The organism is Aeromonas sp. QDB30 (assembly GCF_027707645.1).
GTDB classification, from domain to species: Bacteria; Pseudomonadota; Gammaproteobacteria; order Enterobacterales; family Aeromonadaceae; genus Aeromonas; species Aeromonas caviae.
In genome coordinates this window covers 1-25,951 of the sequence record NZ_JAPCIY010000010.1, presented here as the reverse complement: position 1 = coordinate 25,951, position 25,951 = coordinate 1, and the positions used below count along the sequence as shown (strand labels likewise).

At 61.2% G+C, this 25,951-nt stretch carries 22 protein-coding genes, 3 tRNA genes and 1 riboswitch; of the genes, 12 read left to right on the top strand and 13 right to left on the bottom strand.

The window, feature by feature from the left end:
- Positions 1-36: 36 nt before the first annotated feature.
- From PG896_RS05010 to PG896_RS05000, 3 genes are all read left to right on the top strand, one after another.
- Complete coding sequence (locus PG896_RS05010) at positions 37-507, top strand: FKBP-type peptidyl-prolyl cis-trans isomerase (RefSeq protein WP_010673545.1); 471 nt, start codon at positions 37-39, stop codon at positions 505-507.
- 298 nt (positions 508-805) lie between these two features.
- Positions 806-1,573, top strand: coding sequence for a DODA-type extradiol aromatic ring-opening family dioxygenase (locus PG896_RS05005; RefSeq protein WP_102948757.1), 768 nt, complete (start codon positions 806-808; stop codon positions 1,571-1,573).
- Positions 1,574-1,716: 143 nt separating this feature from the next.
- Positions 1,717-4,938: a response regulator gene (locus PG896_RS05000; RefSeq protein ID WP_270835450.1), complete on the top strand. Its 3,222-nt coding sequence runs from the start codon at positions 1,717-1,719 to the stop codon at positions 4,936-4,938.
- Between the two features lie 254 nt (positions 4,939-5,192).
- Here PG896_RS05000 and PG896_RS04995 read toward each other — a convergent pair whose 3' ends face one another.
- Entirely contained in the window at positions 5,193-5,393 is a 201-nt protein-coding gene (locus tag PG896_RS04995) for a YbfA family protein (protein ID WP_010673543.1), read from the bottom strand.
- 214 nt (positions 5,394-5,607) lie between these two features.
- On the opposite strand from PG896_RS04995, the gene PG896_RS04990 reads away from it, so the two are divergent.
- A complete protein-coding gene (locus PG896_RS04990) occupies positions 5,608-5,895 on the top strand; it encodes a hypothetical protein (protein WP_010673542.1) in 288 nt (95 codons plus the stop codon).
- Positions 5,896-5,957: 62 nt separating this feature from the next.
- Here PG896_RS04990 and PG896_RS04985 read toward each other — a convergent pair.
- Positions 5,958-6,031 (bottom strand) — tRNA-Cys (locus PG896_RS04985).
- Between the two features lie 55 nt (positions 6,032-6,086).
- Positions 6,087-6,162, bottom strand: a tRNA-Gly gene (locus PG896_RS04980).
- 249 nt (positions 6,163-6,411) lie between these two features.
- Here PG896_RS04980 and PG896_RS04975 point away from each other — a divergent pair.
- On the top strand, positions 6,412-9,849 hold the full coding sequence (locus PG896_RS04975) for a hybrid sensor histidine kinase/response regulator (protein ID WP_010673541.1): 3,438 nt from the start codon (positions 6,412-6,414) through the stop codon (positions 9,847-9,849).
- A gap of 380 nt (positions 9,850-10,229) precedes the next feature.
- Here PG896_RS04975 and PG896_RS04970 read toward each other — a convergent pair.
- A tRNA-Ser gene (locus tag PG896_RS04970) sits at positions 10,230-10,319 on the bottom strand.
- A 340-nt stretch (positions 10,320-10,659) separates the two neighbouring features.
- Between PG896_RS04970 and PG896_RS04965 the strand changes: the two genes are divergently transcribed.
- On the top strand, positions 10,660-11,577 hold the full coding sequence (locus PG896_RS04965; RefSeq protein ID WP_270835449.1) for a L,D-transpeptidase family protein: 918 nt from the start codon (positions 10,660-10,662) through the stop codon (positions 11,575-11,577).
- 13 nt (positions 11,578-11,590) lie between these two features.
- Positions 11,591-12,583 carry a DUF481 domain-containing protein gene (locus tag PG896_RS04960; protein ID WP_029313999.1) on the top strand — a complete coding sequence of 331 codons (993 nt, stop codon included), beginning with the start codon at positions 11,591-11,593 and terminating at the stop codon, positions 12,581-12,583.
- Between the two features lie 63 nt (positions 12,584-12,646).
- Here the strand turns inward: PG896_RS04960 and PG896_RS04955 are convergent, their stop codons facing one another.
- The 3 genes from PG896_RS04955 to PG896_RS04945 form a co-directional block, all read right to left on the bottom strand.
- Positions 12,647-13,372, bottom strand: a complete 726-nt coding sequence (locus PG896_RS04955) for a MaoC family dehydratase (RefSeq protein ID WP_010673529.1) — start codon at positions 13,370-13,372, stop codon at positions 12,647-12,649.
- 235 nt (positions 13,373-13,607) lie between these two features.
- On the bottom strand, positions 13,608-14,555 hold the full coding sequence (gene rlmF / locus PG896_RS04950; protein WP_029313997.1) for a 23S rRNA (adenine(1618)-N(6))-methyltransferase RlmF: 948 nt from the start codon (positions 14,553-14,555) through the stop codon (positions 13,608-13,610).
- A 151-nt stretch (positions 14,556-14,706) separates the two neighbouring features.
- Positions 14,707-15,195 (bottom strand): C40 family peptidase, encoded by a 489-nt coding sequence (locus PG896_RS04945; protein ID WP_010673526.1) that lies wholly within the window; start codon positions 15,193-15,195, stop codon positions 14,707-14,709.
- A 276-nt stretch (positions 15,196-15,471) separates the two neighbouring features.
- On the opposite strand from PG896_RS04945, the gene PG896_RS04940 reads away from it, so the two are divergent.
- On the top strand, positions 15,472-16,194 hold the full coding sequence (locus PG896_RS04940) for a 4'-phosphopantetheinyl transferase family protein (protein WP_270835448.1): 723 nt from the start codon (positions 15,472-15,474) through the stop codon (positions 16,192-16,194).
- On the top strand, positions 16,191-17,039 hold the full coding sequence (locus tag PG896_RS04935) for a tetratricopeptide repeat protein (protein WP_201956736.1): 849 nt from the start codon (positions 16,191-16,193) through the stop codon (positions 17,037-17,039). The genes PG896_RS04940 and PG896_RS04935 overlap by 4 nt, the downstream gene beginning before the upstream one ends.
- Positions 17,040-17,178: 139 nt before the next feature.
- Here PG896_RS04935 and PG896_RS04930 read toward each other — a convergent pair whose 3' ends face one another.
- Both PG896_RS04930 and ribB read right to left on the bottom strand, forming a co-directional pair.
- Complete coding sequence (locus tag PG896_RS04930) at positions 17,179-17,421, bottom strand: Lpp/OprI family alanine-zipper lipoprotein (RefSeq protein ID WP_010634682.1); 243 nt, start codon at positions 17,419-17,421, stop codon at positions 17,179-17,181.
- A 225-nt stretch (positions 17,422-17,646) separates the two neighbouring features.
- The gene (gene ribB, locus PG896_RS04925; RefSeq protein WP_201956734.1) at positions 17,647-18,300 is read right to left on the bottom strand and encodes a 3,4-dihydroxy-2-butanone-4-phosphate synthase; all 654 of its coding nucleotides are present in this window, start codon (positions 18,298-18,300) and stop codon (positions 17,647-17,649) included.
- Positions 18,301-18,404: 104 nt separating this feature from the next.
- Positions 18,405-18,562, bottom strand: a riboswitch (FMN riboswitch).
- A gap of 209 nt (positions 18,563-18,771) precedes the next feature.
- On the opposite strand from ribB, the gene purU reads away from it, so the two are divergent.
- The gene (gene purU, locus PG896_RS04920; RefSeq protein WP_029313992.1) at positions 18,772-19,608 is read left to right on the top strand and encodes a formyltetrahydrofolate deformylase; all 837 of its coding nucleotides are present in this window, start codon (positions 18,772-18,774) and stop codon (positions 19,606-19,608) included.
- Between the two features lie 58 nt (positions 19,609-19,666).
- On the opposite strand, the gene PG896_RS04915 is transcribed toward purU, so the two are convergent.
- Positions 19,667-20,935, bottom strand: coding sequence for a DUF945 family protein (locus PG896_RS04915; protein ID WP_103244466.1), 1,269 nt, complete (start codon positions 20,933-20,935; stop codon positions 19,667-19,669).
- 109 nt (positions 20,936-21,044) lie between these two features.
- A complete protein-coding gene (gene cls, locus PG896_RS04910; protein ID WP_010673520.1) occupies positions 21,045-22,526 on the bottom strand; it encodes a cardiolipin synthase in 1,482 nt (493 codons plus the stop codon).
- Positions 22,527-22,622: 96 nt separating this feature from the next.
- Here cls and PG896_RS04905 point away from each other — a divergent pair, with 96 nt between their 5' ends.
- Positions 22,623-23,165 (top strand): DUF1439 domain-containing protein, encoded by a 543-nt coding sequence (locus PG896_RS04905; RefSeq protein WP_029313991.1) that lies wholly within the window; start codon positions 22,623-22,625, stop codon positions 23,163-23,165.
- A 4-nt stretch (positions 23,166-23,169) separates the two neighbouring features.
- Here PG896_RS04905 and PG896_RS04900 read toward each other — a convergent pair whose 3' ends face one another.
- Positions 23,170-23,610, bottom strand: coding sequence for a GNAT family N-acetyltransferase (locus tag PG896_RS04900; RefSeq protein ID WP_223919618.1), 441 nt, complete (start codon positions 23,608-23,610; stop codon positions 23,170-23,172).
- Between the two features lie 342 nt (positions 23,611-23,952).
- Between PG896_RS04900 and PG896_RS04895 the strand changes: the two genes are divergently transcribed.
- Positions 23,953-24,693, top strand: a complete 741-nt coding sequence (locus PG896_RS04895; protein WP_042864220.1) for a lytic transglycosylase domain-containing protein — start codon at positions 23,953-23,955, stop codon at positions 24,691-24,693.
- Positions 24,694-25,121: 428 nt separating this feature from the next.
- Here the strand turns inward: PG896_RS04895 and aqpZ are convergent, their stop codons facing one another.
- Complete coding sequence (gene aqpZ / locus PG896_RS04885; RefSeq protein ID WP_010673516.1) at positions 25,122-25,808, bottom strand: aquaporin Z; 687 nt, start codon at positions 25,806-25,808, stop codon at positions 25,122-25,124.
- Positions 25,809-25,951: the final 143 nt, after the last annotated feature.

Sequence of the window (25,951 nt, the reverse complement as noted above, 5' to 3'; positions counted from 1 at the left end):
TCATTGCACTCTGATTTCAAGGAACAGGAAAACCCGATGAAATTCATTCTGATAGCCCTTCTTATCGCCGGCGCCGCCTACTACTTCTACTCCAGCAGCAACAACCGGAAGCTGGCGGAAGAGAACGTGCGCAAAGGGGCCGAGTTCCTCGCCAGCAACCAGGAAAAACCCCTGGTGACCACCACCGCCTCCGGCCTGCAGTACGAAGTGCTGACCCCGGGCACCGGCACCGTTCACCCCACCGCCACCAGCAAGGTGAAGGTGCACTACGAGGGCAAGCTGCTGGACGGCACCGTGTTCGACAGCTCCGTTGCCCGTGGCGAGCCCATCGAATTCGGCCTCAACCAGGTGATCAAGGGGTGGACCGAAGGGGTGCAACTGATGGTGGAAGGGGAGAAGACCCGCTTCTACATCCCCGCCAACCTGGCCTATGGCGACAGAGCCGCCGGCAAGATCCCGCCGGGCTCAGTCCTCATCTTCGACGTGGAGCTGCTGGGCATTCAATAAACCCGCACTGGGCCCGCGTTGATCTTGGCGGTGGCGCTGCGGGGCATCCCGTCAGGAGCCACGTCCGACGGCCCCTGATCACAACGCCGGCGCACTGCGCCGGCGTTGTCGTTTCTGCCCCGGTCTCCCTCGCCCTGATGCCAAACTATCAACCAAAAGTGAAGAGTGCTTATCCATAAAGCCTGATTGTTAACCCATCATTAGGGGCAGATAATGACCACATCGTCAGCGGCATGTCGCCCTGGCCTCGGGTTGTCGGTGCGCCGCGCGCATCGGCACAACGCATATGGAGTCTGTCATGTCTATCGCCCCTGTCTGGTTCATCTCCCACGGCGCCCCGGATCTGGTCCTGCGCGATCAGCCCGCGACCCGGTTCCTGAAGCAACTGCGCCTCGAGGGTGCCAGAGGGCTGGTGGTGATCTCGGCCCACTGGTTCAGCCGAAGCGAGCTGCAGATCAACGTCGAGCCCAACCCGGCCCTGATGTACGACTTCTACGGCTTCCCCGAGCCCCTCTACCAGATCCGCTGGCCCGCGACGAGCCCGCAATGGTTGCAGGAAGCGGTGAGCGATCAGCTGCTGCTGGCCGGTCTGCCTGCCACCCCGGTGCGCCGCGAGCTGGATCACGGAGTCTGGTCCCCCCTCTCCCTGATGGATCCGGACAGTGAACTCCCCCTGGTGCAGATCGCCATCCCGGCCAGCTTCACCCCGGCCCAGCTGTGGCAACTGGGGGAGGCATTGCAGGGGCTGCGCGAGCAAGGGATCGGCATCCTCGCCTCCGGCGCCATCACCCACAACCTCCGTGCCCTCGGGCCGGACGGCTCGCCGGTTCCCCAGTGGGCGAGCCAGTTTGCCCGCTGGCTGGAGCAGACCATGGCAGAGGGAGACAGGGGGGCGCTGGAAGAGTACCGGGCCCGGGCGCCGGGCGCGGTGGAATCTCATCCCCATGACGATCACCTGCGCCCCCTGTTTGTGGCGCTCGGCGCGGCAGGGGCCGACAGACCCCGAAAGCTGCACGACAGCTGGGATTACGGCAGCCTCTACATGGGGGCCTACCAGTTCGGTTGAGGGCGGGGCGGCCAGGCCGCCCTGCTTGCCGTGCTGCCGCCGACGCGCGTGGCGAAATAGCGGACTCGTTATAGCCATTTTCCGGTAGAATGGCCGCCATTGGATGAGGCTTGGCAGGGATGGCTGTCGCGTCGGGTGGCTAGATGAACCTATATCGAACACTGATCCTGCTCTGTCTGCTCTGCCTTCAACCTGTGCAGGCCCTGACCCTGCACAGCCGCTACGATCCCGCCCCGCTGCCTCCCCGCTGGTCGGAGGCGGAGCTCGGATGGCTGCGCCAGCAGTCCCAACTGCGGGTCGGCATCCTGCAAGAGGACTACCGCCCCTTCACCATGATCGCTCGCCAGCGCGTCGAGGGGCTCAGTGCCGACTACATCGACCTGCTGGCCCGGATGCTGGACAAACCCGTTGCCCTGAGCGCCTTCCCCGACAAGGCGCACCTGCTCCGGGCCCTGGCACGGGGGGAGATACACCTCGCCAGCCTCGGCAATCTCACCCTGGCGGACAGTGACACCCGGGCGATCCGCCTGAGCAACCCCTATTTCAGCAGCCCCCTCGTCTTCTCCGTGCCCAGACGTTATCGGGGGGCCCTGCTCACACCGGGACAGCGGGTAGCCGCCGTCCGGGATCAGATAGACAGGGCGCGCTTTGGCCGCTACTACCCCACTCTCACCCTGGTGACCTATCCCTCCAACATGGAGGCGTTCGATGCGGTCTTCTTCGGCCGCGACGACATCCTGCTGGGGGATGCCCACTCCACCCACTATCTCAACAGCGAGCGCTTCGACCACCTTCGCCAGCGGGGCGAGGCCCCGCCCGAGCTGGCGCCTGCCGAGTTCCGCTTTGCCGTCCCGGCCACCGAGCCCGCCCTGCTCAGCCTGGTCAACCGGGGGCTGGCGGCCATCGACGACCGGGCGCGCAACACCCTCTTCACCCAGTGGAACGGGCCCATCCGCGACATGAACGAGCGAAGCGCCGATCTCTATGATGCCGCCGAGCGGGCCTGGATGCGGCAAGCGCCCCCCATCAGGGTGTGGCTGATGGACAACCTCTACCCCTATGGCGCCCTGGATCATGACGGCCAGCTGGTCGGCATGACGGTGGACATGCTGGACAAGATCCGCACACGCACCGGCCTCACCTTCGAGTTCGTGCGGGTAGACTCCGAGGGTCAGCTGGCAAAAGCCATGCTGTCAGGCGCCATCGACCTCATCGGCGCCATCTCCCAGCAGGTGGCTGAACACTACGGGCTGCGCACCTCGGTGCCCTACGCCACCGACAACATCTATGTGATCCTCACCCGCCAGGAGGAACAAGGGATCGACACCATCCGGCGTCTGGCGGGCAAGACGGTGGCGATGACGCGCCATGTGCCCCTCGCACAGAGACTGGAGGGCAGCCGCATCACCCAGGTGGAGAGTGCAGCAGAAGCGATGGAGGTGCTCGCCCAGGGACAGGTGGATGCCGCCATCGTGCCCCTCTATTTTGCCCGCCATGCGCTGGACAATGATCCCCAGAGCCCCCTGCGCATCGCCGGCCCCGCCGATGACGAGCCGATCCGGATGGGGTTTGCCAGCCTGCCCGGACAGGGGATGCTGATGGGGATCCTCGACAAGACCATCCTCGCCATCCCCCCCAACGAGCTCGCCATGATGAGTTACGAGTGGCGCAACCGCAAACTGCCGGTGCCCGGCTTCATGGATCGCCACGCCCACATCGTCTACCTGGTGTTCGTGGGGCTCCTCACCCTGGCGCTGGTGCTGCTCTATCGCAACCGCATGTTCAAGCGGATGGCCAGCGCCGAGCAGGCTTCCCGCCAGCAACTGGAGGCCCATGTCAGGTTCATCCGGGCACTGGGGGAGAGCCTGCCCCACCCCATCGTCGTGCGGGACAAGAGCGGCAAGGTGCTGCTGTGCAACAGCAAATACCTGACCCAGCTCGGCGCCGAGCCAAAGGCCATCCTGGGTCAGCCCTTCGCCCAGGGGCTGTCAGGGGTGCTCGATGCAGGCAGCATCGCCGTGCTGGAGCAGGACTTTGCCAGGGTATTGCAGGAGGGGCAGCCCATCTTTGCGGATCGCCTCTTCCATCACAGGGGAACCCAGAGCGACATCTATCACTGGATGGTGCCCTATTTCGACGGGGAGGGGGCCATCAGCGGGGTGATCGACGGCTGGATAGACATCACGGACCGCAAGCGGCTGGAAGAGGCGCTGCGCGAGGCCAAACAGCAGGCCGACAGCGCCAGCCGCGCCAAGAGCGACTTCCTCGCCACCATGAGCCACGAGATCCGCCCCCCCATGAACGCCATCCTCGGCATGCTGGAGCTGGCCACCGAGGATCCCGCTCTCAGCCGTCACAGCGGCGAGCTGCTGCGCATCGCCGCCGACTCCGCCAACGGCCTGCTGGATCTGCTGGGGGACAGCCTGGATATCGCCTCCATAGAGGCAGGCCAGATGACCCTGACGCCCACCCCCTGCGATCTCGCGCCCCTGCTCTCGTCCGTCACCCGGGTCTTTGCGGGCATGGCCGAGCAGAAGGGGCTGACCTATGAGGTCAGGCTGCCCGACACCCCCATGCCAAGGGTGCTGATCGATCCCCTTCGCCTGCGCCAGATCCTCTTCAATCTCATCGGCAACGCCATCAAGTTCACCGAGCAGGGCCGGGTCGCCATCACCGCCACCCTGACCGGGGGCGAGCAGCCTCCTGTGCTGCACCTCATCATCACCGACACCGGAGCCGGCATTCCCGCGGACAAGCTGCCCAGGCTCTTCACCCCCTTCTATCGCGCCCACGGCCAGGGCCAGTTCCCCGGCAGCGGGCTGGGCCTCAATATCGCCCGCATCCTGTGTCAGATGATGGGGGGGGAGATAGCCGTTCACAGTCAGGTCGGCGAAGGCACCCGCCTCGAGATAAGGCTGCCCCTCACGCTCGCCCAGCAACCCCCCGCCCCGATCACGGCAATGCCGGCGCCCCAGCCCCACCAGGCTCAACCCCTCCCCCATCGGCTGCATATCCTGGTGGTCGATGACAATCACGCCAACCAGATCCTGCTGCGCCAGCAGCTCAAGCACCTGGGACACGACGTCAGTGTGCGCAGCAATGGCCTGGAGGCCCTGCGCGCCCTCGCCAGCCACCCCTTCGATCTGGTCATCACCGACTGCCAGATGCCGGTGATGGACGGCTTCGAGCTGACCCGCAGCCTGCGTGCCCTTGGCCATGACCTGCCCGTCTGGGGCTTCACCGCCCATGCCCAGCCTCGCGAGCGGGAGCTTTGCCTCGCCGCCGGCATGAACGACTGCCTGTTCAAGCCCATCGGCCTCGCCCGTCTGCGCGCGGCGCTGGCCACCCTTGAGCCTGCGCCCTGAGTACCGCCAGCCCTTCCTCCCGTCATGTCGCACGGGCGCGGCTGAGAGTGCGGCTGAGAGTGCGCCGGCGTTTGCCGCATAAAGGATCGCCCACAGGGACAAGAGACAACGTGGACCGGCCATGGATACAAGGCCGGTGGCGGTTCGAGCCCCATAAAAAAACCGACACCAGGGTGTCGGTTTTTTATATCGGGAGGTGCGCCCTGCCTGTCACGCCAGTCTGGCGCCGGGTGAAACGGGCGTCACGGGGAGGATCAGTAGAAGATCCGCTCCCCTCGCTCGCTCATCTTGAGCCAGACCGGCTTGGTGCTGGTCTTGCTCCAGATGCGGTGCAGGTAGCTGTAGAAACGGGCGCGATCCCGGCGAAACAGCATCACCGGGAAGGCAAGCAGACCCGCCATCAGGACGAAGATGCGGCGAAGGATTATCTGAGTCAGGGAGAAGGGATGAAACATGATGTAACGCCTCACTGGTAAGACCACTGAACAAAGATTACGCCAATCATTGTAGGATTACTACACCGACTGCGCCATTTTTTGATAAAAAATGGGGCTAAAAGCCTAAAAATGAAACCGGGTTACATTCTTTAACTAAAAAACAACAAAGGTGGCAAAACGCGGCCCCTGTTCCAGAGTTAACGAGGACTGGAACAGAACGGGGGAACACAGGATGAAACTTGCAGATGCGGCGCTGCTGGGGGCATTGGGCGTGCTCGCCTGGAGCCAGTGGCAGGAGTGGCGGCTCAATCGTGACGATGCCATCGACATCCCCTATCACGGGGTCCCCACCGCCAGCCTGTGGCAATGCGGTTTGCTGATAAAGGAGATGGCCGCACTGGCAGAACAGGGGGGCGAAGAGAGGTCCGGATCCAGGGGCGAGGCATTGGCCGAGATGGATCAGCATCTGCACAAGACGTGGCAACGGGAGGGTTGTTCACGGCTGACTGACATGCAATGAAGCATCATCCGGGCCGCCATGGCGGATGGACAACGTCAGGGATATGGAAAACAGGGAGAAGATGGAGGCACGTTCCGGAGTCGAACCGGACTAAACGGATTTGCAATCCGCTGCATAACCGCTTTGCTAACGCGCCATGCTGACAAGGCATTGCCTTGAGAGTGATGTCCATGGTTGGTGCCATGGAGTATTGGAGCGGGAAACGAGACTCGAACTCGCGACCCCGACCTTGGCAAGGTCGTGCTCTACCAACTGAGCTATTCCCGCATGACTGCTTGCGTGCCAGTTGCCTGACAACGAGGCGCATTATACGTACCCCGAGCCCGGGCACAACCCTTTTTTCTCACTTTGAGCCCTTTCCCGTGCTGTTTGCTCACCCTTTAGACGCCTTGGTCGAAAATCCCCCCGCTCCCTGTGACCCGACGAGCGAATTTAAGATAAAGCCATTGAAATAGTTAGCCTTTAGTCAGAAACTCATCGCGCTTAGTAACTGGATTCTCAATTGAAAATCATGCGATGAAATGGAACTTCAGGCCTCGGGGGCTCAGACCGCAGCTGATGCTGGCTTTTTTCATGTTGGGCCTGGTGCCCTTCCTGGTCGTCACCCTGTTTTTCCTCTATAGCCACGGCAAGGATCTCACCACCCAGACCTCCAACCATCTGGTCTCGGTGCGCAACATCAAGAAAAACCAGCTGCAAGACTACTTCGGCAACCTCAAGGAGCAGATCATCAACTTCTCCCAGCAGGACTTTGCCGGCAACAGTATCGGTCGCTTCTACGGTTTCACCGGTGCCTTCGAGAAGCTCGGCACCACGCCGCAGGAGGCCCGCGCCCGCGCCCAGGCCCGCTATGTGCCGGGCTCCTGGGACAAGCTGCAACAACCTGACAGTCAGGTGGAGATAGAGCCCTCCATCAGCGCCCTCATCCTGGCGGACGAGATGTATGGCCGCGTCCACCAGCGCTTCCATCGCGGCTACGCCGACATGGTGCGCAAATCGAACTACAGCGACATCTTCCTGGTCGACCTCAACGGTGACGTGGTCTACTCGGTCACCAAGCAGGCCAACTTCGCCACCAACCTGCTCTCGGGCCCCTACCAGTCCAGCGGTCTTGGCAACACCTTCGCCAAGATCAAGCGCCGCCTCGATGGCGGCCAGAAGCCCCAGCAGATCTTCGAGTTCACCGATTTTGGCCGCAACGAGCTGACCGGCCAGGTGGTCGCCTACCTCGCCGCCCCCGTGATGCAGTACGACTATGTGCGCGGCGTGGTCATCTTCGAGCTGCTGCCGGACAAGCTCAACCAGATCATGGCGGAGCGGGAGGGGCTCGGCGCAACCGGCGAGACCATTCTCATCGGCCCGGACAAGCGGATGCGCGCCAACGCCTGGCTCGCCCCTGAATTCAGCGTGGAGAACAGCTTCAGCCCCGACTTCCGGCCGCTGCAGACCCCCCTCATCATCAAGGCCCTCTCCGGGGAGCAGGGGGTCGGCCCCTTCCTCTCCTACCACGATGACGAGGTGCTGGCCGCCTATACCCAGGTGAAGGTGTTCGATACCGAGTGGGCCTTCATCGCCGAGATCTCCACCAGCGAGGCCTATGCCCCCATCCGCCAGCTCGAGACGCTGGTGATCCTGCTGGGGGCAGGCTCACTGCTGCTGCTGATCCTCTTCTCCCGCTGGCTCTCCCACTCCATCACGGCGCCCCTGCGATCCCTCACCGCCGCCGCCGAACAGGTGGCGGACGGCGCTCTGGATCACCCCATCACCATCCCCCGCACCGACGATGACATCGACCGGCTGGCCCAGGCGTTTCGCCACATGCAGCGTTCGGTGAAGGACAAGATCGAGCTCATCGAACGCCAGACCCAGGAGCTGCAACAGCAGGTCAAGCTGACCCACAAGCAGAACCTCAGCCTGCAACAGGCGGACAAGCTCAAAGACGAGCTCCTGGCCAACACCTCCCACGAGCTGCGCACCCCCATCCACGGCATCAAGGGGATGGCCGAGTCCATGCTCGCCAGCCAGCAGGACCTGACCGAAGGGCAGCAGAAACAACTCGGCCTCATCATCAAGAGCGCCGACGGTCTGGCCCGCCTCGTGGACGACTTGCTCGACTACCACCAGATGCGCTACGGCCAGCTGGAGATCCACCCCCAGCCGGTCTCCTCCAAGGGGGTCATCCGGCTGGTGCTGGATCTCTGCCAGCACCTGGTGCAGGCCAAGCCCCTCACCCTGGTGGACAAGAGCCCCGCCGAGCTGCCCCCTGTGCTGGCGGACGAGCAGCGCCTCGAGCAGGTGCTCTACAACCTGGTGGGCAACGCCATCAAGTACACCCCCCAGGGCAAGGTGGTGCTGAGCGCCCTGGTGGAGGGCAACTTCCTGCGCATCAAGGTGACCGACACCGGCATCGGCATCGCCAGGGACCATCTGGAGCACATCTTCGAGCCCCTGGTGCAGATGAGCCCGGAAGTGAGCAAGCAGGGAGCGGGCCTCGGTCTCTCCATCACCCGCCAGCTGGTGCACCTGATGGGGGGGGAGCTGTTCGTGGAAAGCGAGCCGAGCGTCGGCTCCACCTTCGCCTTCACCCTACCGCTGGCCAGCGGCAAGGCGGGCAGTCTGACCCTCGACAGCCGCCAGATAGAGCACCAGCTGGTGCGCCAGCAACCCGTCATCCTGCCGGACTGGGAGAGCGAGGATCTGCCGCCCCCGCCGCAAGATGCCCCCGTCATCCTGGTGGTGGATGACGAGCCCATCAATTTACACATACTGCGCCACCTGCTGCAGCCCTGCGGTTATCGCATCCTGCCCAGCAGCGACGGCCACGACGCCCTGACCAAGCTGGCTCAGGAGCCGGTGGATCTCATCCTGCTTGATGTGATGATGCCCACCCTCTCGGGCTTCGACGTCTGCCGCCGTCTGCGCCAGCAGCACCCCAAGGAGAAGCTGCCGGTGCTGCTGCTCACCGCCCTCAACCAGCCCAAGGAGATTGAAGAGGGTTTCAACGCCGGGGCCAACGACTATCTGGTGAAACCCTTCTGCAAGGAGGAGCTGTTCGCCCGGGTGAGGGCCCTGCTGGAGGCCAGCGCCGGGCGCGCCTCCCTGGTGGAGAACCGCCTGCTCAAACAGGAGATAGAGCACCGTCTGCTGCTCCAGGAGCAACTGCACCAGGATCAGGAGCGGCTCCTCGCCCTGCTTGGCGAGGGGGCCGATCCCATGGTCTTCCTCGATGAGCAAGGAGGGGTGCTGTTTGCCTCCCGGGCCCTGGCGCGCCTGCTGGGTCAGGAGCCGGAAGCCATGGAGGGGCAGATGCTGGACGAGTGGCTGGCCGCCCCGCTGGCAAGCCAGTGGCCCGACATGACCGCGCAGCCGGAGCGGGAGCTGGACTTCCTGGTGGCGGGCCAGCGAGACACCCTCAACGCCCGCGCCCTGCCCATCAACCTAGGGGGGCAGCACGCCTATGCGCTGACCCTTGGCACAGAACCGCGCCAGGACGACAATCGCATGGCTGCACTGGAGAACGCCCTCAAGAGCCTCTCTCGCCAGGCCATCATCGAGGATGGCCAGTTGCTGGGGGAACTGAGCCGGCTGGGAGGGGAGTTCAGGTCGCTGGCGGACGATCTCATTCGCCAGCAGGATGACGAACCTCTGCGCCGCGCCCTGGTGGACACCATGCGTCTCACCCTGGAGACCTGGCAGCAGAGCACCGGCAAGGGCAAGATAGTGCTGGCGGAGAAGAGCAAGCTGTGGCGGGTCTACATGGACCGCTCCAGTCCCCAGACCCGCACCCTCGACAAGTACCTGAACCTCGACACCCTGCCCAAGGCACCGCGCTGGAAGACGGTGGTGGCCAGCGCCGAGTACGTGCTCAAGCACTGCGCCCTGAACGAGGTGCAGCACCAGAGTCTGCACCAGAGCACCCAGCGCCTTCGCCAGCTCGCCAGCCGCAAGGCATGAGTCTCCAACCCGCAGCCACGTTGCTCTGATGATGGCTGCGGGATAGAAAACCAAGCACCAATAGCCAACTCTGGACACATCTACTCGCAGGCTTTCTGCGCCTATCAGGGGGATCGCGATGGCTGAGCTCGCGGGGTCGGCCAGATGACCCTGCAGGTGCGGGCCCATGCCCCATCACCATGTTGGTGATGACCCCGGGAGACCTGTCTGGGCCGGCAAGTGGCTAATCAGGTGAATGGACATTCGAGAGAATGGGGTGAGACTTCGCGACCCCGTGACCACAGGCCCCAAATCGGAAAAGACATTGGGAGATGGCTGAGCCGGGGGATGGACAGTAGAAATGACAAACCCGCGACGGGCGCGGGCTTGAGGGGAATAAATGGCGGAGAGACAGGGATTCGAACCCTGGGTGGCATTGCTGCCACAATTGATTTCGAGTCAATCCCGTTCGGCCACTCCGGCATCTCTCCACGGGCACTCATATTGACCCAACCCTAGCCGGGAAATCAATGTAAATCTCGTTGCAGATCAGACGACTGGCGATAAAACCGCCATCCGGCGATCCCGCCCCTCCCAACGCCAGTGACTTTCACCCGGCAACGCCTCCTCGCTCACTGTCTCCACCCTGTACCCGGTTCCCGGCGGGTGAATACGGCGAGCCTGATGGGCCAGTAACACCCTGTGATGCGCTCGCCACCGCCCTCCCGGCAGTCATGGTGCCGGACTGGTAATCCCCGCGGGATTCGTTGACAATCTCTGCTCATTTTTTGGAAGGGAACCCGTCCCTCGCCCCAGCCGATAGGAACAACCATGCTCAACACTCGTATCGTCTCACAGCTGCTGGCCGCCGCCAGCCTCTGGGCCGCACCTGTCTGGTCCAACACCTATCCCCTGCCGCCAGCGGACAGCCGTCTCATCGGCGCCCTGGAAGATTACATCGTACAGCCTGGCGATCATCTGGAACTGGTCGGCAAGCATACCCGGACAGGCTTTCTGGCACTGCTCGAAGCCAATCCCGGCGTAGACCCCTATCTGCCCACCCCGGGCACCCGGCTCACTCTGCCGACCCAGATGCTGCTGCCCGACGTGCCGCGAGAAGGCATCGTCATCAACCTGCCTGAACTTCGCCTCTACTACTTCCCCAAGGGCAAGCAGGAGGTGATGGTGCTGCCCATCGGGATCGGTGACATCGGCCGCGAGACGCCGGAGATGACCACCACCGTCATTGCGAAAAATCCCAACCCGACCTGGGTGCCCGGCCCCATGGTCCGCAAGTCCTGGCTGGAGCAGAAGGGGATCGATCTGCCCGCCGTGGTCCCCCCCGGCCCCGACAATCCCCTCGGCAAGTTCGCCATGCGTCTTGGCTATGGCAACAAGGACTACCTCATCCACGGCACCAACAAGGATTTCGGGGTCGGTCTGCGAGTCAGCGCGGGTTGTATCCGGCTGCGCCCGGATGACATCGAAACCCTGTTTGGTCTTGTTCCCGTCGGCACCCCGGTCCGGGTCATCAACCAGCCGGTCAAGATGGCGGTGGAACCCGACGGTCGTCGCTGGCTGGAGGTACACTCCCCCCTCTCCCGCACCGAAGCGGAGATGGCACAGGGGGCGCCGCTGGTGCTCTCCCCCGAAGCCGAGCAGTTCATCGCTGCCCCCGACATCGACAGTGCCCGGGTGACCGCCCTGCTCGAGCGCAAGAGCGGGCTGCCCAAGCCCGTGAGCGGCTGAAGGCCTGACCAACATGAACAGAACGGGTCATGTGGTTTGCCTGTTGCTTCTGCTGCCTGGCTCCGCGGCGATGGCGGACATCCTCTGGATGCGCAACGGCGATCGAGTGAGCGGGACCATAGAGGAGATCACGGACGAGCAGATCCGCATCAAGCCCGCCTACAGTCAGGCCATGACGGTCCCGCGCCACGCCATCAAACGATGGCGTCTGGACAAGCAGGAGAAACCCAAGCCGCTTACCAAGACGGGGATCCCCCTGCTGGACTCTCCTGACGAGGCCAATGCCTGGCTGCTGACAGGGAACGGGGATCTCAACATCAAGCTCAAGGAGAACACCAAGAAGACCAACAACGTCAATCTCAAGGTCTCCACCGAGTTTGCCAATCTGGACTGGCGTTACAGCCTGGATGGCGAGTACATCTACGAAACGGCGAACAACATCACCGACAGCCACGAATACAAGCTCAAACCCAAGCTCGACTTCTTCTTCGACGATCACTGGTTCCTGCGATCTTCCGTCGACATCGATTACAACATGATCGATGCCGGTTATCTGGAGATTGACTGTGCTTCCGGCCCCGGCTACCGCTTCTGGAATGACAGGCAACGCCGGCTGGAGCTCATTACCCAGCTCGGTCTGGAACGTGCCTATTTCAGGCCGGAGGTGTGGAGCAACTCAGACCTGTTTGACGACAGGATCATCAATTACCCCTACGTCAGCCTGGGGTGGGACTACCGGCAGCCCTTGGCACTCTGGGAAGAGAAGTTCGAGCTGTTTGGCAAGGGCAGTTATGAAAAATTCGTCGATCAACCCTCCCCCTACCTGACCAGAAAGCAGTCCGTCAGCGGTAGCCTGGGCCTCAGGTACTATTTCAACGATCACCTGCGCCTCTCCTGGTCAAGCGAACTGGATTGGGACGATGCCTGGCTCGACTACCACGGCCTGCACAGGGATGTGAGCGAGAAAGAGTGGCGTCACCTCATCACCCTGGGAGCGAGTTTCTGACCCGCCAGAAACGACACAGGCCCACCAAAGTGGGCCTGTGTTCATGGGTGCAAGACGAGCGCGTCAGAAATAGATCCGGGTGACCGACTCGATGACGCAGCCAGGGCGACGGATCCCCTCGATCTCTATCTTGATCTCCTTGAGGAGCTCGATGCCTCCCTTGATGGGCGTGACACGCGACAGCTTGGTACGGGCGCGGATATTGCTGTCCACCTTGATGGGGTAAGGGAAGCGGACCTGCTCCAGGCCGAAATTCACCACCATGCGAGCTGTCGGGAACTCCGGCGTGCTCTCGTCCACCGAACCGGTCAACTGGGGCAGCAGGGCCAGAGTCAGGAAGCCGTGGGCAATGGTGGTCTTGAAAGGAGACTCGGCTGCCGCACGCTCGGGATCGGTGTGGATCCACTGATGATCGCCGGTCACGGTCGCGAACTGGTTGATCAACGCCTGGGTGACCTGCAACCACTCGCCCACATGGGTCTCTTCACCGATGCGGGTCTGCAACTCGGCATAGAGTGCCGCCGCTTCGCCTTCGAGCTCCACCACGGGATCCTGCGCCAGGGCAGGCTGGCCATTCGCTACCTGGGTGACTCTGGCAGCCTCTTGCTGGCGGGCATCCTGGGACTCCCCCTGCAGATCCAGCACTCTTCCCAGCAAGGGGTGAAGGTGTGCCTTTTGCTGAAACTCACGCCAGTAGTCGCGGATCGCCGGAGAGAGCCAATCCTTGAGCTCAAAGGGGTGTTGCGCCAGAATTTCGCGCTTGTGCTTCAGAAAATCGACAACTTTCATTTACCGATCCCTATTCGATTCAAAGCCTGTAAAGAGGTCTAACCAGTCCTATTTTATGAAAGTTTCATCAGCAAGTACAAAAAAATCTCGGCGTACACCTGTACCAGGCGCGAAGTGGTCACTAACATGCGAGCAAACACGGGCAGGAAAACGATTGAATGTAAGGCTGCAAACGAATCAACATCTGAGCTGAAAAAGAGACGGGGCCCGTGTCGCCACTGAGCCCCGTCCTCGATCATCTCCCCTGGGCGGTCCACCAGCTCTTGCGCTGCTCATCGTCCAGGAAACTCCAGGCGAGGATCCGGCTCACCTTGTTGCCTTGCGCCATGTCGAGCACGCGAACCTCCCGCGCCCCCACCCGAGCCAGCGCCTTTCGTGCGGCAGGCAGATTTTCCTTTTTCGACACCAGCGAGCTGAACCAGAGGCATTGGCTGGCAAACTCCTTGCTCTGCTCTATCATGGCCGCCAGAAACGCCGCCTCGCCCCCCTCGCACCAGAGCTCAGCCTTCTGACCGCCGAAATTGAGCACGGGCGCCCCGGCCACTGCCTGGCCCTTGCCCAGGTTGCGCAGCTTGCGCTCCGTCCCCTTGCTCGCTTCCGCCAGAGAAGCATGAAACGGCGGGTTGCACAGAGTCAGGGCAAAGTGCTCCTTCGGCCCCAGGATCCCGCGAAAGACATGCTTGGGGTTACCCTGATGACGGCATGTGATCTGGTTGCCCAATCCATTGCTGGTGGCCAGCAGGGTTGCCGCCTTCACCGACACAGGATCGATGTCTGAGCCCACGAAGCGCCAGCCATACTCCCGGGCGCCCAGCAAGGGATAGATGCAGTTGGCCCCGACACCGACATCCAGCACTCGAACCTGCTTGCCCGTCGGTACGCATCCCGCGCTCTCCGCCAGCAGATCCGCGACGCGGTGCAGATAATCGACCCGCCCCGGGATGGGCGGGCAGAGGTAGCCAGGCGGCAGATCCCAGTGTTCGATGCCATAGTGCAGCGCCAGCAGCGCCCGGTTGAGCGCCTTGACGGCGGCCGGATCGGCGAAATCCAGGGTCCGGGTGCCGTGCTCGTTGACGAACACGAAAGGCGACAGCGCCGGGGTACGCAGGCAGAGCGCGTCGAAGTCGTAGGGTGCCTGATGGCGATTGCGCGGGTGCAATCCGGTTTTCTGCTGGGGTGTCATGCTGGACCTGCCGAGGATCAAGGGGGCCACACTATAGAGAGTCGGCCAGGGAAAGTCTAAAAGAGGGCCATAAAAAAACCGGACCCTGAGGGTCCGGTTCAAGTGAGGTTGGAAAAACAGTCCGTACTGCGAGCCGTTTGTCCAGCCTGACTCAGATATCGATCCGGCGTGCCTGCCAGAACTTGTTGCGCCAATACACATTGTCGAGCTTGGAGCGCGTGACGCCGGCACGGAAGGAGACATGGATGAATTCACCGTTGCCGACATAGATGCCGACATGGTTCAGACGCGGGTTGATCTTGAAGAAGACCAGGTCCCCCTCGACCAGATCCTGCTTGGAGACGCGAGAGCCTTCGTGGACCTGGGAGCGGGTATCGCGGGGCAATTCGATGCCGATGGCATTGCGGAACACTTCACGGGTAAACGCCGAGCAATCGATACCTCGTTCTGTGGTACCGCCATAACGATAGGGGGTACCACGCCACTCTTTGTATACGGTCAGGATTTCGTTGACATCCGGGGTAGGCGAAACTTCGGGTTCAATCACGGGTTCCATCATGGAAACCTCGATCTTGCTCGCGACCTCGGGTTGGGGTGCCGAAGCACAACCTACCATTCCGAGCGCGACCAGCAGTAGCATCAGGTGGCGCAATCCTTTATCCCCGCAAAAAGAGTGAAACTTGTTAAAATGCAGCCCGACAGGGCAATTTATAAGGCAACAGCACCCGACTATATCCAAGAATTCTATCGAGGCAAGCGAAAATCCCAATCGACCTCACATTTTTGCAAGGAAATGCTCTGTTTAGCGCAATTTATGTGATCATGCCCAAACAATATACAATCTTGAAAGCATCGGTTTTGAGCGCATCAAACGGACTGTTATCGCTATTTCACCCCCATTTTTAAGTGAAATATTATGCTATCTGCGGATCTCTATTTGTTAAATACGGCAAGCGTTGATGCAGACCTGATGATCAGGCTGGCATCCGAACTCGCCCCGGATGAACGCCGTCACTGGCACGAGATCCACCAGGCGGGTCGCCAGCATGAGTACCTGCTCGGCCGGGTGCTGCTGCGCCGCCTGCTGGCCGAGCGACTCCATTGCCGGGCCGATGCCCTGACTTTTGGCATCGGTGCGCATGGCAAACCGACACTGCTCAGTCATCGCTGGCAGTTCAACCTCAGCCACAGCGGAGAGTGGCTGGTGCTCGCCCTCTGTCGGGAGGGTCCCCTTGGGGTGGACATCGAGATGGGATTGCGTCACCGCCCCATACTGCCGCTGGCCAAACGCTTCTATGCGCCAAGCGAATACCAATGGTTGAACACCCAGCCTCGAGAGGAGCAACATTCGGCCTTCTATCGGCTATGGTCTCGCAAGGAAGCTGTGCTCAAGGCGCATGGCGACGGTATTTCCGCCGGACTCGACAAGATCTGCTTCCTTCCGGAGCAGGCATGGCAGCTCAAAAATCATCTCGACAATCGCCACTATGAAATCCGCGACTGGCCCGCGGGCAGCGGATGGCTCAGCCTGGCTGCCCCGACTCGCCGGGTCGATGCCCATCTGCTGGATGCGCGCTTGAATTCCATCCCGCTGGACCCCATGTTGATCCACACCATTTTTCGAGAGTCAGCCTCATGATCGTCGACATCACTCCCCAGAACTTCCACGCAGAATTGCTCGATGCGTCCATGAAAAAGCCGGTCGTCATCTATTTCCACGCCCCCCAAATGCCGGAGTGCCAAGCCATGACCCCGCAAGTGGAAGCGCTGGTCGGCCCGGCCAATGCGGCGGTGACCCTTGCCAAAGTCGACATGAACGACCCCCAGTTGCAGCCTCTGGCCAGCCAGCTTGCCCTGCGCGCACTGCCCGCGCTGGTGCTGTTCCATCAGGGGCGCCCGGATGAACAGGCCTTTTTGGAAGGGCCGCAGGATGAAGCCACATTGCGCCAGTATTTCGCCGCCTTTGCCCCCAAAGAGGAGGAGTTGCTGCTCGATCAGGCAAAGCAGGCGCTGGAGAACGGGCAAGCCGATGTGGCGCACACCCATCTTGGCCAGGCCCATCGCCTCGCCCCCGAGCGTCACGACATCACGCTCTGGCTGATACAGGCCGCGCTGGATCTCAATCTCCTTGACGAGGCGCAGAGCCTGCTCTCGACCATCCCCATGGTGGCACAGGATGATCATTACCAGACCCTGAGCTCCCGCCTCTCGCTGGCGCTGCAGGCCAGCGACAGTCCTGAGCTGCGCGCCCTGGAGCTGCGCCACGCTGAACAGCCTGATGACCATGCCCTCGCTCAGGAGCTGGCGGTGCTTTACAGCCAGGTTGGTAGACAGGAGGAGGCGTTGGCTCTGTTGTTCACCATCCTCAAACGTGATCTCGTCTTTGGCGATGCCAAGAAGATCTATCTCGATGTGCTGGCAACCATGGGCGCGCACCCGGCGGCGCAGAGTTATCGTCGCAAGCTCTACAGCCTGCTCTATTGAGCGACAGGAAAATCATAAGAGGGGATGCCGATTCGTCGGCATTGCCTTGTCAGGCGGATTTCAGCGGGGAAACGCGGTAATTTGATGAATTTCAGGCAAAAAAAAATGGCGCATTGAAATGCGCCATTTTTCGCATGGATTACTTCTTGTAGGAAGTAGCCATGTTGTCGATGCGCTGGTTAGCACGCATAGCTTCTTGCTTGGCTTCTGCAACATCAGCAGCGATCTTGGACTGATCAGCACGAACAGCGCTAACATCTTGAGCCAGTTGGTCAACTTTGTTAGACAGATTCTGAACGGAAGTTTCCAGTTCGCTGGTGTTTGCACAACCGCCCAGCAGAGCGGACAGACCAACAACACCTACCAACAACATTTTTTTCATTTTTAAAAGCTCCCTTTAACTCGCCAGACGTTTAGCAAGCGGCGTGATTATGGCACAAAAAAATCATAGTTTGGATAGGCCTCATCACAGATAAATGCGTTAAAACCCTCATTTTTTTTTAGTTGCACACTTTCCGTACAAACTTTAAGCAAAAATGAGTGTCCCTGGATGAGGTTCGCACAAAGCGTAACCAAAATTTGGGCTTATTACAATTTCGTATGAGGCTCAGGCTGAACGTTCTGACAGCAATTGACGATATTGCACCAGATCTTCGATGGTCAGGACCGGCATCCGGTGCTGGCGACCGAAGGCCACCAGGTCCGGCAACCTGGCCATGCAGCCATCTTCCTTGGTCAACTCGCACAATACTCCGTAAGGTTTGAGCCCGGCGAGCTGCATCAGATCGACGGTCGCTTCGGTGTGACCACGGCGGGTCAGCACCCCACCCGTGCGGGCGCGCAGCGGGAAGACATGGCCGGGTCGATGCAGATCGGAGGGCCGGGCACCGTCGGCGATGGCCGCACGGATGGTGGTGATGCGATCGGCGGCGGACACCCCGGTGGTCACCCCCTGCGCCGCTTCGATGGTCACAGTGAAGGCAGTCTGATAGTGGCTGGAGTTGGCCTCCACCATCATCGGCAGCTCGAGCTGGCGAACCCGCTCGTCGGTCAGACAGAGGCAGACGATGCCGGAGCACTCGCGGATCATCATGGCCATCTGCTCGTTGGTCATGGTTTCTGCGGCAAAGATGAGATCGCCTTCGTTCTCGCGATCTTCATCATCGGCCACCAGCACACCCTGACCGGCACGCAGGGCGGCCAGCGCGGCTTCGACGCGAGCAATGGGATCACCGAATTCACTGAGTAGAGACTGATTCATGGTAAGACTCCTAAAAAAGACAAGGACCAGAATCAGGGCATGGAAAGGCAGACAGAAGTAGCCATGCGGCGGCCAACCCGGCAGGGTCTGGCCAGCAATATCTGTCTTATCCTCTTTCATCCGGACTATGACCGTCGGCTCCGGCATCTCACCGGATCTGCTGACCCCGTCCCGGATGAATGCCGGGTCGGGCGCTCGCGGGCTCCCCGAGTCACATCGGGATACCGCCGGTGGGGAATTTCGCCCCGCCCTGAGAATAAGCGCAGACAGCCTAAAGAAAAAAGACGCAGGACGCCAGCCAAAAACCCATCAAAGACAAACCGGGAGCTGGCTGCACGGCAATTTTCGCGCGAGCACCACCCGATACACGGCGCGCTGTCCTTTCTGATTTCGTTTGTGGCATAGTGCCAGCAAAAACGCGCGCGCCCGCGCAGACCGGGTGCCAACATCACAAACGGAATCATGACAGAGATGGAAAAGAAAATACTGCTGACCGATTGCCCCGATGCCAAGGGTCTCATCGCCAAGATCACCAACATCTGCTACAAGCACCAGCTCAACATCAACAAGAACGACGAGTTCGTGGATCACGAAAACGGCCGCTTCTTCATGCGCACCGAGCTGGAAGGGCGCTTCAACGACGAGACCCTGCTGGCCGACCTCGATGATGCCCTGCCTGCCGGCGCCCAGCGTCGTCTCGTCAAAGCGGGCAAGAAGCGCATCGTCATCCTGGTGACCAAGGAGACTCACTGCCTCGGCGACATCCTGATGAAAAACTATGCCGGCGCCCTGGACATGGACATCGTCGCGGTCATCGGCAACTACGACACCCTCGCCGAGCTGACCGGCAAGTTCGACATCCCCTTCCACTGCGTGAGCCACGAGGATCTCAGCCGCACCGAGCATGAGGAGCAAGTGCGCACGCTCATTGATGGCTACCAGCCGGATTACGTCATCCTGGCCAAATACATGCGTGTGCTGACCCCAAGCTTCGTGGAAGCCTATCCGCGCAAGATCATCAATATCCACCACTCCTTCCTGCCTGCCTTCATCGGTGCCCGCCCCTATCGTCAGGCCTTCGACCGCGGGGTCAAGCTGATTGGTGCCACCGCCCACTTCGTCACCGACGATCTGGATGAAGGCCCCATCGTCGAGCAGGACGTGATCCACGTCGATCACACCTTCAGTGCCGATGACATGGCCAAGGCCGGACGCGACGTGGAGAAATCCGTGCTGAGCCGGGCGCTGGAACTGGTGCTGAACGAGCGGGTCTTCGTCTACGGCAACAAGACCGTCGTGTTCAAATAAGCGGCTGCGCGCCCCCAGAAAAAAGGCTCCCGAGGGAGCCTTTTTCATTGCGCGGCACTCACGGGTGCAGCGGCAGACCATTGACGGTCACGGCCCCTTTGTCGAGCTTGAGCTCGGCCTGAAGCTGTGACTCCTGCGCCTTCAGATATCCCATGGCAGTGAATTGCTCCAGCATGGGGGCCAACTGGGGTACGGCCTGGCCCAGCTTCTCCCCAAGGTGGGCATGCAGCAGACCGGAGAGTGCCTGCATCCCCTCCTCGCTGCCCATCAACTGTGCCAGGGTGGTGGGCGCCAGCTTGGCCTCCCCTTGCAGGCTGACAAGCTCACCGTTCAATCGCGCACTCAGATCCGCCAGTTCCAGTGTGGCCCCTCTCTGGAGCATCTTGTCCAGCGCTTCCTGGATGGCCGCTTCGTCCACCCGTTTGCTGCTGGCCTCTTGCAGCGTCTGATACCCCTCGAGATCCAGCCCCTTGAGGGAGAGATCCAGATTTCCCTGGGTCAGCGCGAGCCGGTCTTCCTCGCTCTCCATGTTGAGGGTCGCCACCTTCATCTGATAGCGAGTGGAGAGCGTCTGAAGATCGTCCCCCGCCAGCTCGGTGGCCGTGGTCAGCCCCTCCAGCGTGATCTTGACGTTCCCCGGCTGGGTCAGGGAGAAGGCCGTGAGGGTCGCATCGCTGCGGGGAGAGAGCCAGAGCCCGCTGATCTCGGCCATGTCGGCACTGCCCTTGAGATCCGCCAAAGCCAGATCTGTCTTGCTCTGGGCATCGTGGACCGTCATCCCCAACCAGTGGGCGGTGAGATGGCCATTGCCGTCGAGATCCCCGCGATAGTCGCCGTTCAAGGGCAGGAAGGTGAACTCGTTGAGCCCCTCCTTGACCTTGAAGTCACTCACCCAGAAGCGGGAACTGTTGCTCATGGTCCAGAGGCTGCTCGCCGATTCGGCCCCCAGTTGCCACTGCTGCATCCCCAGAGAGGTCAGGATGGGCGCCAGCGTGCCCTGTGCGGTATCAAGCTGGAGGTGACTCTTGATATAGAGCGGCAACAGGCGGCTGTTGAACGCGAACTGCATCTCGATGGGTTCGCTTCCCGCCAGCTGGGGATCAAAACTCGCCAGCGTCTGGGGCGGCACCACCACCTTGAGCACGCCGTCGCGGGTAAACAGATTCTCCGTCTCCGGGCTCCAGGTGACTTCGATTCCGCTCTCCTGCTGCGCCCTGGCGATCTGCTCGGCCAGGATCCGGTCGAACGTATTGCCCGTGTACCAGCAGGCGCCAAGCCCTCCCACCACCAACACGGCTCCGACGGCCAAGGCCACTTTTTTCTTCATCAGTTCTGTTTCTCCACAATGGTTCAATGGCGGGTGCATGGGCGCACTCTACGGGGAGGATGGGCATCAACACAAGCCAGACAACGGCTTGGGTTCCACGCTCTGGCTGTCACAGCAGGGGGCTGAACAGGTAGAAGATGTTCTCAAGCAATTTTTTGTACCAGGGGCGGGCACGCCACCTGGTCAGTGACATGGGGGTCGCCTCCAGCATGTAGCCCTGCACCAGCTGGTTCATCTCGGCGACAAACACCGGGTTGTCGATGAGCAGGGTGATCTCGAAATTGAGCCAGAGACTGCGCCGGTCGAGGTTGACCGTGCCCACCAGGGCGAAATCATCGTCCACCAGCACGCTCTTGGTGTGCAGCAGTCCGGCATCATAGCGGTATATCTCCACTCCTGCCGCCAGCAGATCCTCCATGAAGGAGTTGCTGGCGTGGTTGGCCATCAGGGAGTCGTTGCGCGCAGGCAGAACTAACTGCACCAGCACGCCGCGGGCCGCCGCCGAAGAGAGGGCCGCAGCCAGCGGATCGTCCGGCACGAAATAGGGGGTGGTCAGCACCAGATGATGACGAGCCTGGTAGATGGCGAGCAGCAGGCTCTGCTGGATGCAGTCACCGCCGACGAAGGGGCCGGAGGGAATGAGCTGGGCCCGATAGTTGGTCTGTGGCCAGGCTTCCGGCTCATGTTGCAGACTGTCGAGCAGCCGTTCGCCGGTCTCCATCTCCCAGTCCCAGACGAAGGTGGACCACATCAACGGCACCACGGGGCCCTGCACCCGGATCATGATGTCGACCCATTGGCCGACCCCGGCATCCTGCTTGAAGAAACGGGGATCCACCATGTTCATGGAGCCGGTGTAACCAACCTTGTCATCGATCACCACCAGCTTGCGGTGCATGCGCAAGTCCTGACGCTGGAAGGGGATTCGCCAGGCGCCGACCGGCAACACTTCCACGACTTTGACACCAGCGGCACGCAAGGTTTTGGGCCAGGAGGAGCGGAAGAAGGTCTTGCTGCCGATGGAGTCGAGCAAGACACGACAATCCACGCCGCGTGCCGCCACCTCCATCAACGCCTCGCACACCTCGTCCACATCCCCGCCGGGGTGCCAGATGTAGAACTCCAGATAACAGGATTGGGAGGAGCCCCGGATGTCGCGCACTATCTCCTCTACGATGCTCTTGGGCTTGTGCAGCAGGGTCATCCGGTTGCCCGAGAGCATGGGCATGGCCAAGCGCCCCTGGATCAGATCGTGGAGCGGGCGTGCCTTGCTGCCCACCTCGCAGCAGTGCTGGGGGAAGAGGCGCGCGAGCTGGCGGATCCAGATGGCGTAAGGACGGTACATGGCCTGGGCCCGCTCCGCCCGCTTGCGACCGAGGCGTATCTCGCCAAACAGCACGTAGAAACCGACCCCGGCGAAGGGGATGGCATAGATGAGGGCCAACCAGGCGAGGGATACCCCGATGGGACGTCGCTTCATCACCACCCGCAGGGAGATCCCTGCCACGATCACGGTGTGAAACAACAGCAACAACCAGCCGAGAAAGCGGGAAAACAGCAACTGAATGTCGTATTCCAGACCGTCGAGCAAGGCAACTCCTTGGTGTATTGGACAGATGGCACGGGCAGACCCCACAGGGTCGGGATGGTATGCTACGGGGCACACCCATTCTATCAGGTCGTTAGCATGATCCTGCAATCTATGCTGCTGAGTCTGGCCATGCTAGGTCAAGGCTCATATGACATCAATGAGCAGCAGATAAATCAGTACCTGCAATCCCAGGTGCAAGTGGACAAACAGCTGGAATTGCCCGGCATCATCAAGGCCCATGTGCAACTCGAGCAGAGCGATGTGCAGATTGGTCGCCAGAGCCCGGATACCGCCAGGGTGTTTGGCAAAGGCAAGTTGAAAATCGCGCTCCCGGATCAGACCGAGTACGACGCGCGCCTCAACATGACCTATGAGGCGAGGCCCCGCTACGACAAGGCCAGGAGTGCGCTCTTCCTCGACAACATGAAGCTCATCGATTACAAGCTGGAGCCTGCTGCGGCGGAACAGAAGTTTGGTTTCATGCTGAGGATGCTGCTGCAGAGCATGGAGAAACGGCTGGAGACCCAGCCTGTCTACAAGCTGGATGACAAGGACCCCAATCAGGCCTGGCTCAAGGAAAATCTGCTGGGGCTGGAGCTGTCACCAGGCAAGATCCACCTGCTGACCAAACCCCAATAAGACGTCAGTTGAAAACAGGCGCCTTCGCCTGACGCACCAGCAGCTCGATCTGATAACCCTGTTCGTGCTGCTGGTGATAGTGGGAGTGAAGGGGTCCGTCGAGTTCATGCAGGGGAAGGTGGTCAAATCCCGCCTTGAGGTAGAAGGGTTTCTCGAACGGCAGGGCGTGACAGATCACGGGCTTGTCGGAAAGATCGCGGCAGGCATGCTGCAGCAGGCGGGACCCCAGCCCCAGAGACTGGTAGTGAGGGAGCAGACGAAAGCCGCACAAGTGGTAGTAATCCTGTTCATCGCGCAGGCGCACCGCCCCCACCAGCCAGTGTGCATCACGAACCACAAAAATCCGTTCTGCCAAATCCGGCACATAGTGGGAAAACGTCGTCTCGTAATAGTCTCTGATGAGGGAAAGATCCGCATCACAGTACTCTTCGAATCTGAGCTCCATCGCTCGCCTGCTTGTCATGCCCATTTCGCTCTGGCCATACCGGCCCCCTCCTGCTCGCTCTCTGGCTCCACGAAGAGATCTGACCAGAGTGGAGCAACAGCAAGATAACACGCCTTTAACTTACAAAAAAGCCAATAACTAGATGGAAAAGACGAGGTTGCGATCATGCGTCCCTTGACGCCATGAGCCGCGCCCCTTGTCCTGAGTGAGCACACAGGTGGGACGTCCCTCTGCCATCACATTTCCAGCCTCCCCTGTTCACGGGCACTTGTTCTGCGCCATCCCGAATGCTTTACTCAACGTGGCTAACGAGGCTTAAGGAGCAAGCCGTTGAAAGCATGGATGTTGCTGGGCATGATGCCGCTGTTTTCCCACGCAGCCCCGGCTCAGATACCGCCACCGGCAGAGGTGGTGATCCTGACCCCGGAGACGGCTGTCTCCTCCCCGGTTCCCACGCCGCGTACCGTGGCACTCACCACGGCGCCGCTCCCCTCCCCTGAACCCGCTAAGCCTGCAAGCCGTCAGATCCAGGTCTACAAGTCGGTACAAAAGAACGGGGTCATACGCTATTCCGACATGATGCCGGAGCAGGGTCACTACGAACTGCTGCTGTTCAACGACTGCTATGCCTGCGATCCGGCGTCCAAGGTCAACTGGCACACGACAGGCCTCTTCCTCTATGACTACGCCAGCACCATACAGGCGGCAGCCAAGGCTTATCAGGTCGAGCCTGCCCTCATCCGGGCGCTGATCCATGCCGAGTCCGCCTTCAATCCCCTGGCCGTCTCCCGCAAGGGCGCCATGGGACTGACCCAGCTGATGCCCGCCACGGCGCGCGAGCTCGGGGTCGGCAACGCCCTGCTGGCGGAGCAGAACATCTTTGGCGGGGTGAAATACCTGGCGGGTCTGCTCAAGCAGTATGACGGCAATGTGGCCCTGGCCACCGCCGCCTACAATGCAGGCGCCGGTGCGGTGCAAAAACACGGCGGCATACCGCCCTATGCCGAAACCCGGGCTTATGTGGAACGAGTCAAGCTGCTGCATCAGCGCTACAAAGAGATGCTGAGCGCCAAGGGGTTGTAGGACCGGTACGGTACAAGCACGGCGGCATCCCTCATTGGCCGAAACCCGGGCTTATGTGGAACGGGTCAAGCTGCTGTATCAGCGCTACAAGGAGATGCTGAGCGCCAAGGGGTTGTAGGACCGGTACGGTACAAGCACGGCGGCATCCCTCATTGGCCGAAACCCGGGCNNNNCAAAGGAGATGCTGAGCGCCAAGGGGTTGTAGGACCGGTACGGTACAAGCACGGCGGCATCCCTCATTGGCCGAAACCCGGGCCTATGTGGAACGGGTCAAGCTGCTGCATCAGCGCTACAAAGAGATGCTGAGCGCCAAGGGACTGTGATCATGCCGCACCCTATCGTCAGCATGGCGCCCTGCCCGGTATTCCTTCAGACATAAAAAAACACGCCCGGGGGCGTGTCGATACCACACGTTAACTAGCAACACATCACTCTTTCGTGGCGATCACACGATAGGCCAATGCACCCAGAATGGCACCGACAATGGGGGCAACCCAGAACAGCCAGAGCTGGCCCACGGCCCAGTCACCGACAAAAAGCGCCACCCCAGTGCTGCGCGCCGGGTTGACCGAGGTGTTGGTCACCGGAATGCTGATGAGGTGAATGAGGGTCAGGCACAGACCGATGGCGATGGGAGCAAACCCGGCCGGCGCACGGCTGTCGGTGGCACCCATGATGACAAACAGGAAGAAACCGGTCATCACCACTTCACACACCAGCGCGGCCAGCAGGCTGTAACCACCGGGGGAATGCTCGCCATAGCCGTTGGAAGCAAAGCCGGCGCTCACATCAAAACCCGCCTGTCCGCTGGCAATGACATAGAGCACGCCACCTGCCACGATCCCGCCAAGCACCTGGGCCACGATGTAGGGCAGCACGTTGGAGGCCGGGAAGCGGCCACCGGCCCAGAGCCCGACGGTCACGGCCGGGTTAAGGTGGCAACCCGAGATATGACCGATGGCATAGGCCATGGTCAGCACGGTCAGACCAAACGCCAGGGCGACGCCCAGCAGGCCGATCCCCACATTGGGGAAGGCGGCAGCCAGCACGGCGCTCCCGCAGCCTCCCAGTACCAGCCAAAAGGTTCCCATAAATTCAGCAGCAAAAGGTTTCACTCTTGTCTCTCCCATGATGATTAACACGAGAGCCAGAAAGGCTCATACGGACACTGTTATTGAACAGTAAGCGCCGTTAAATCGACGTACTTGCCCTAACGGTATTGCGCCACTTTTTTTGAAATCGGCTCCAACGCCACATT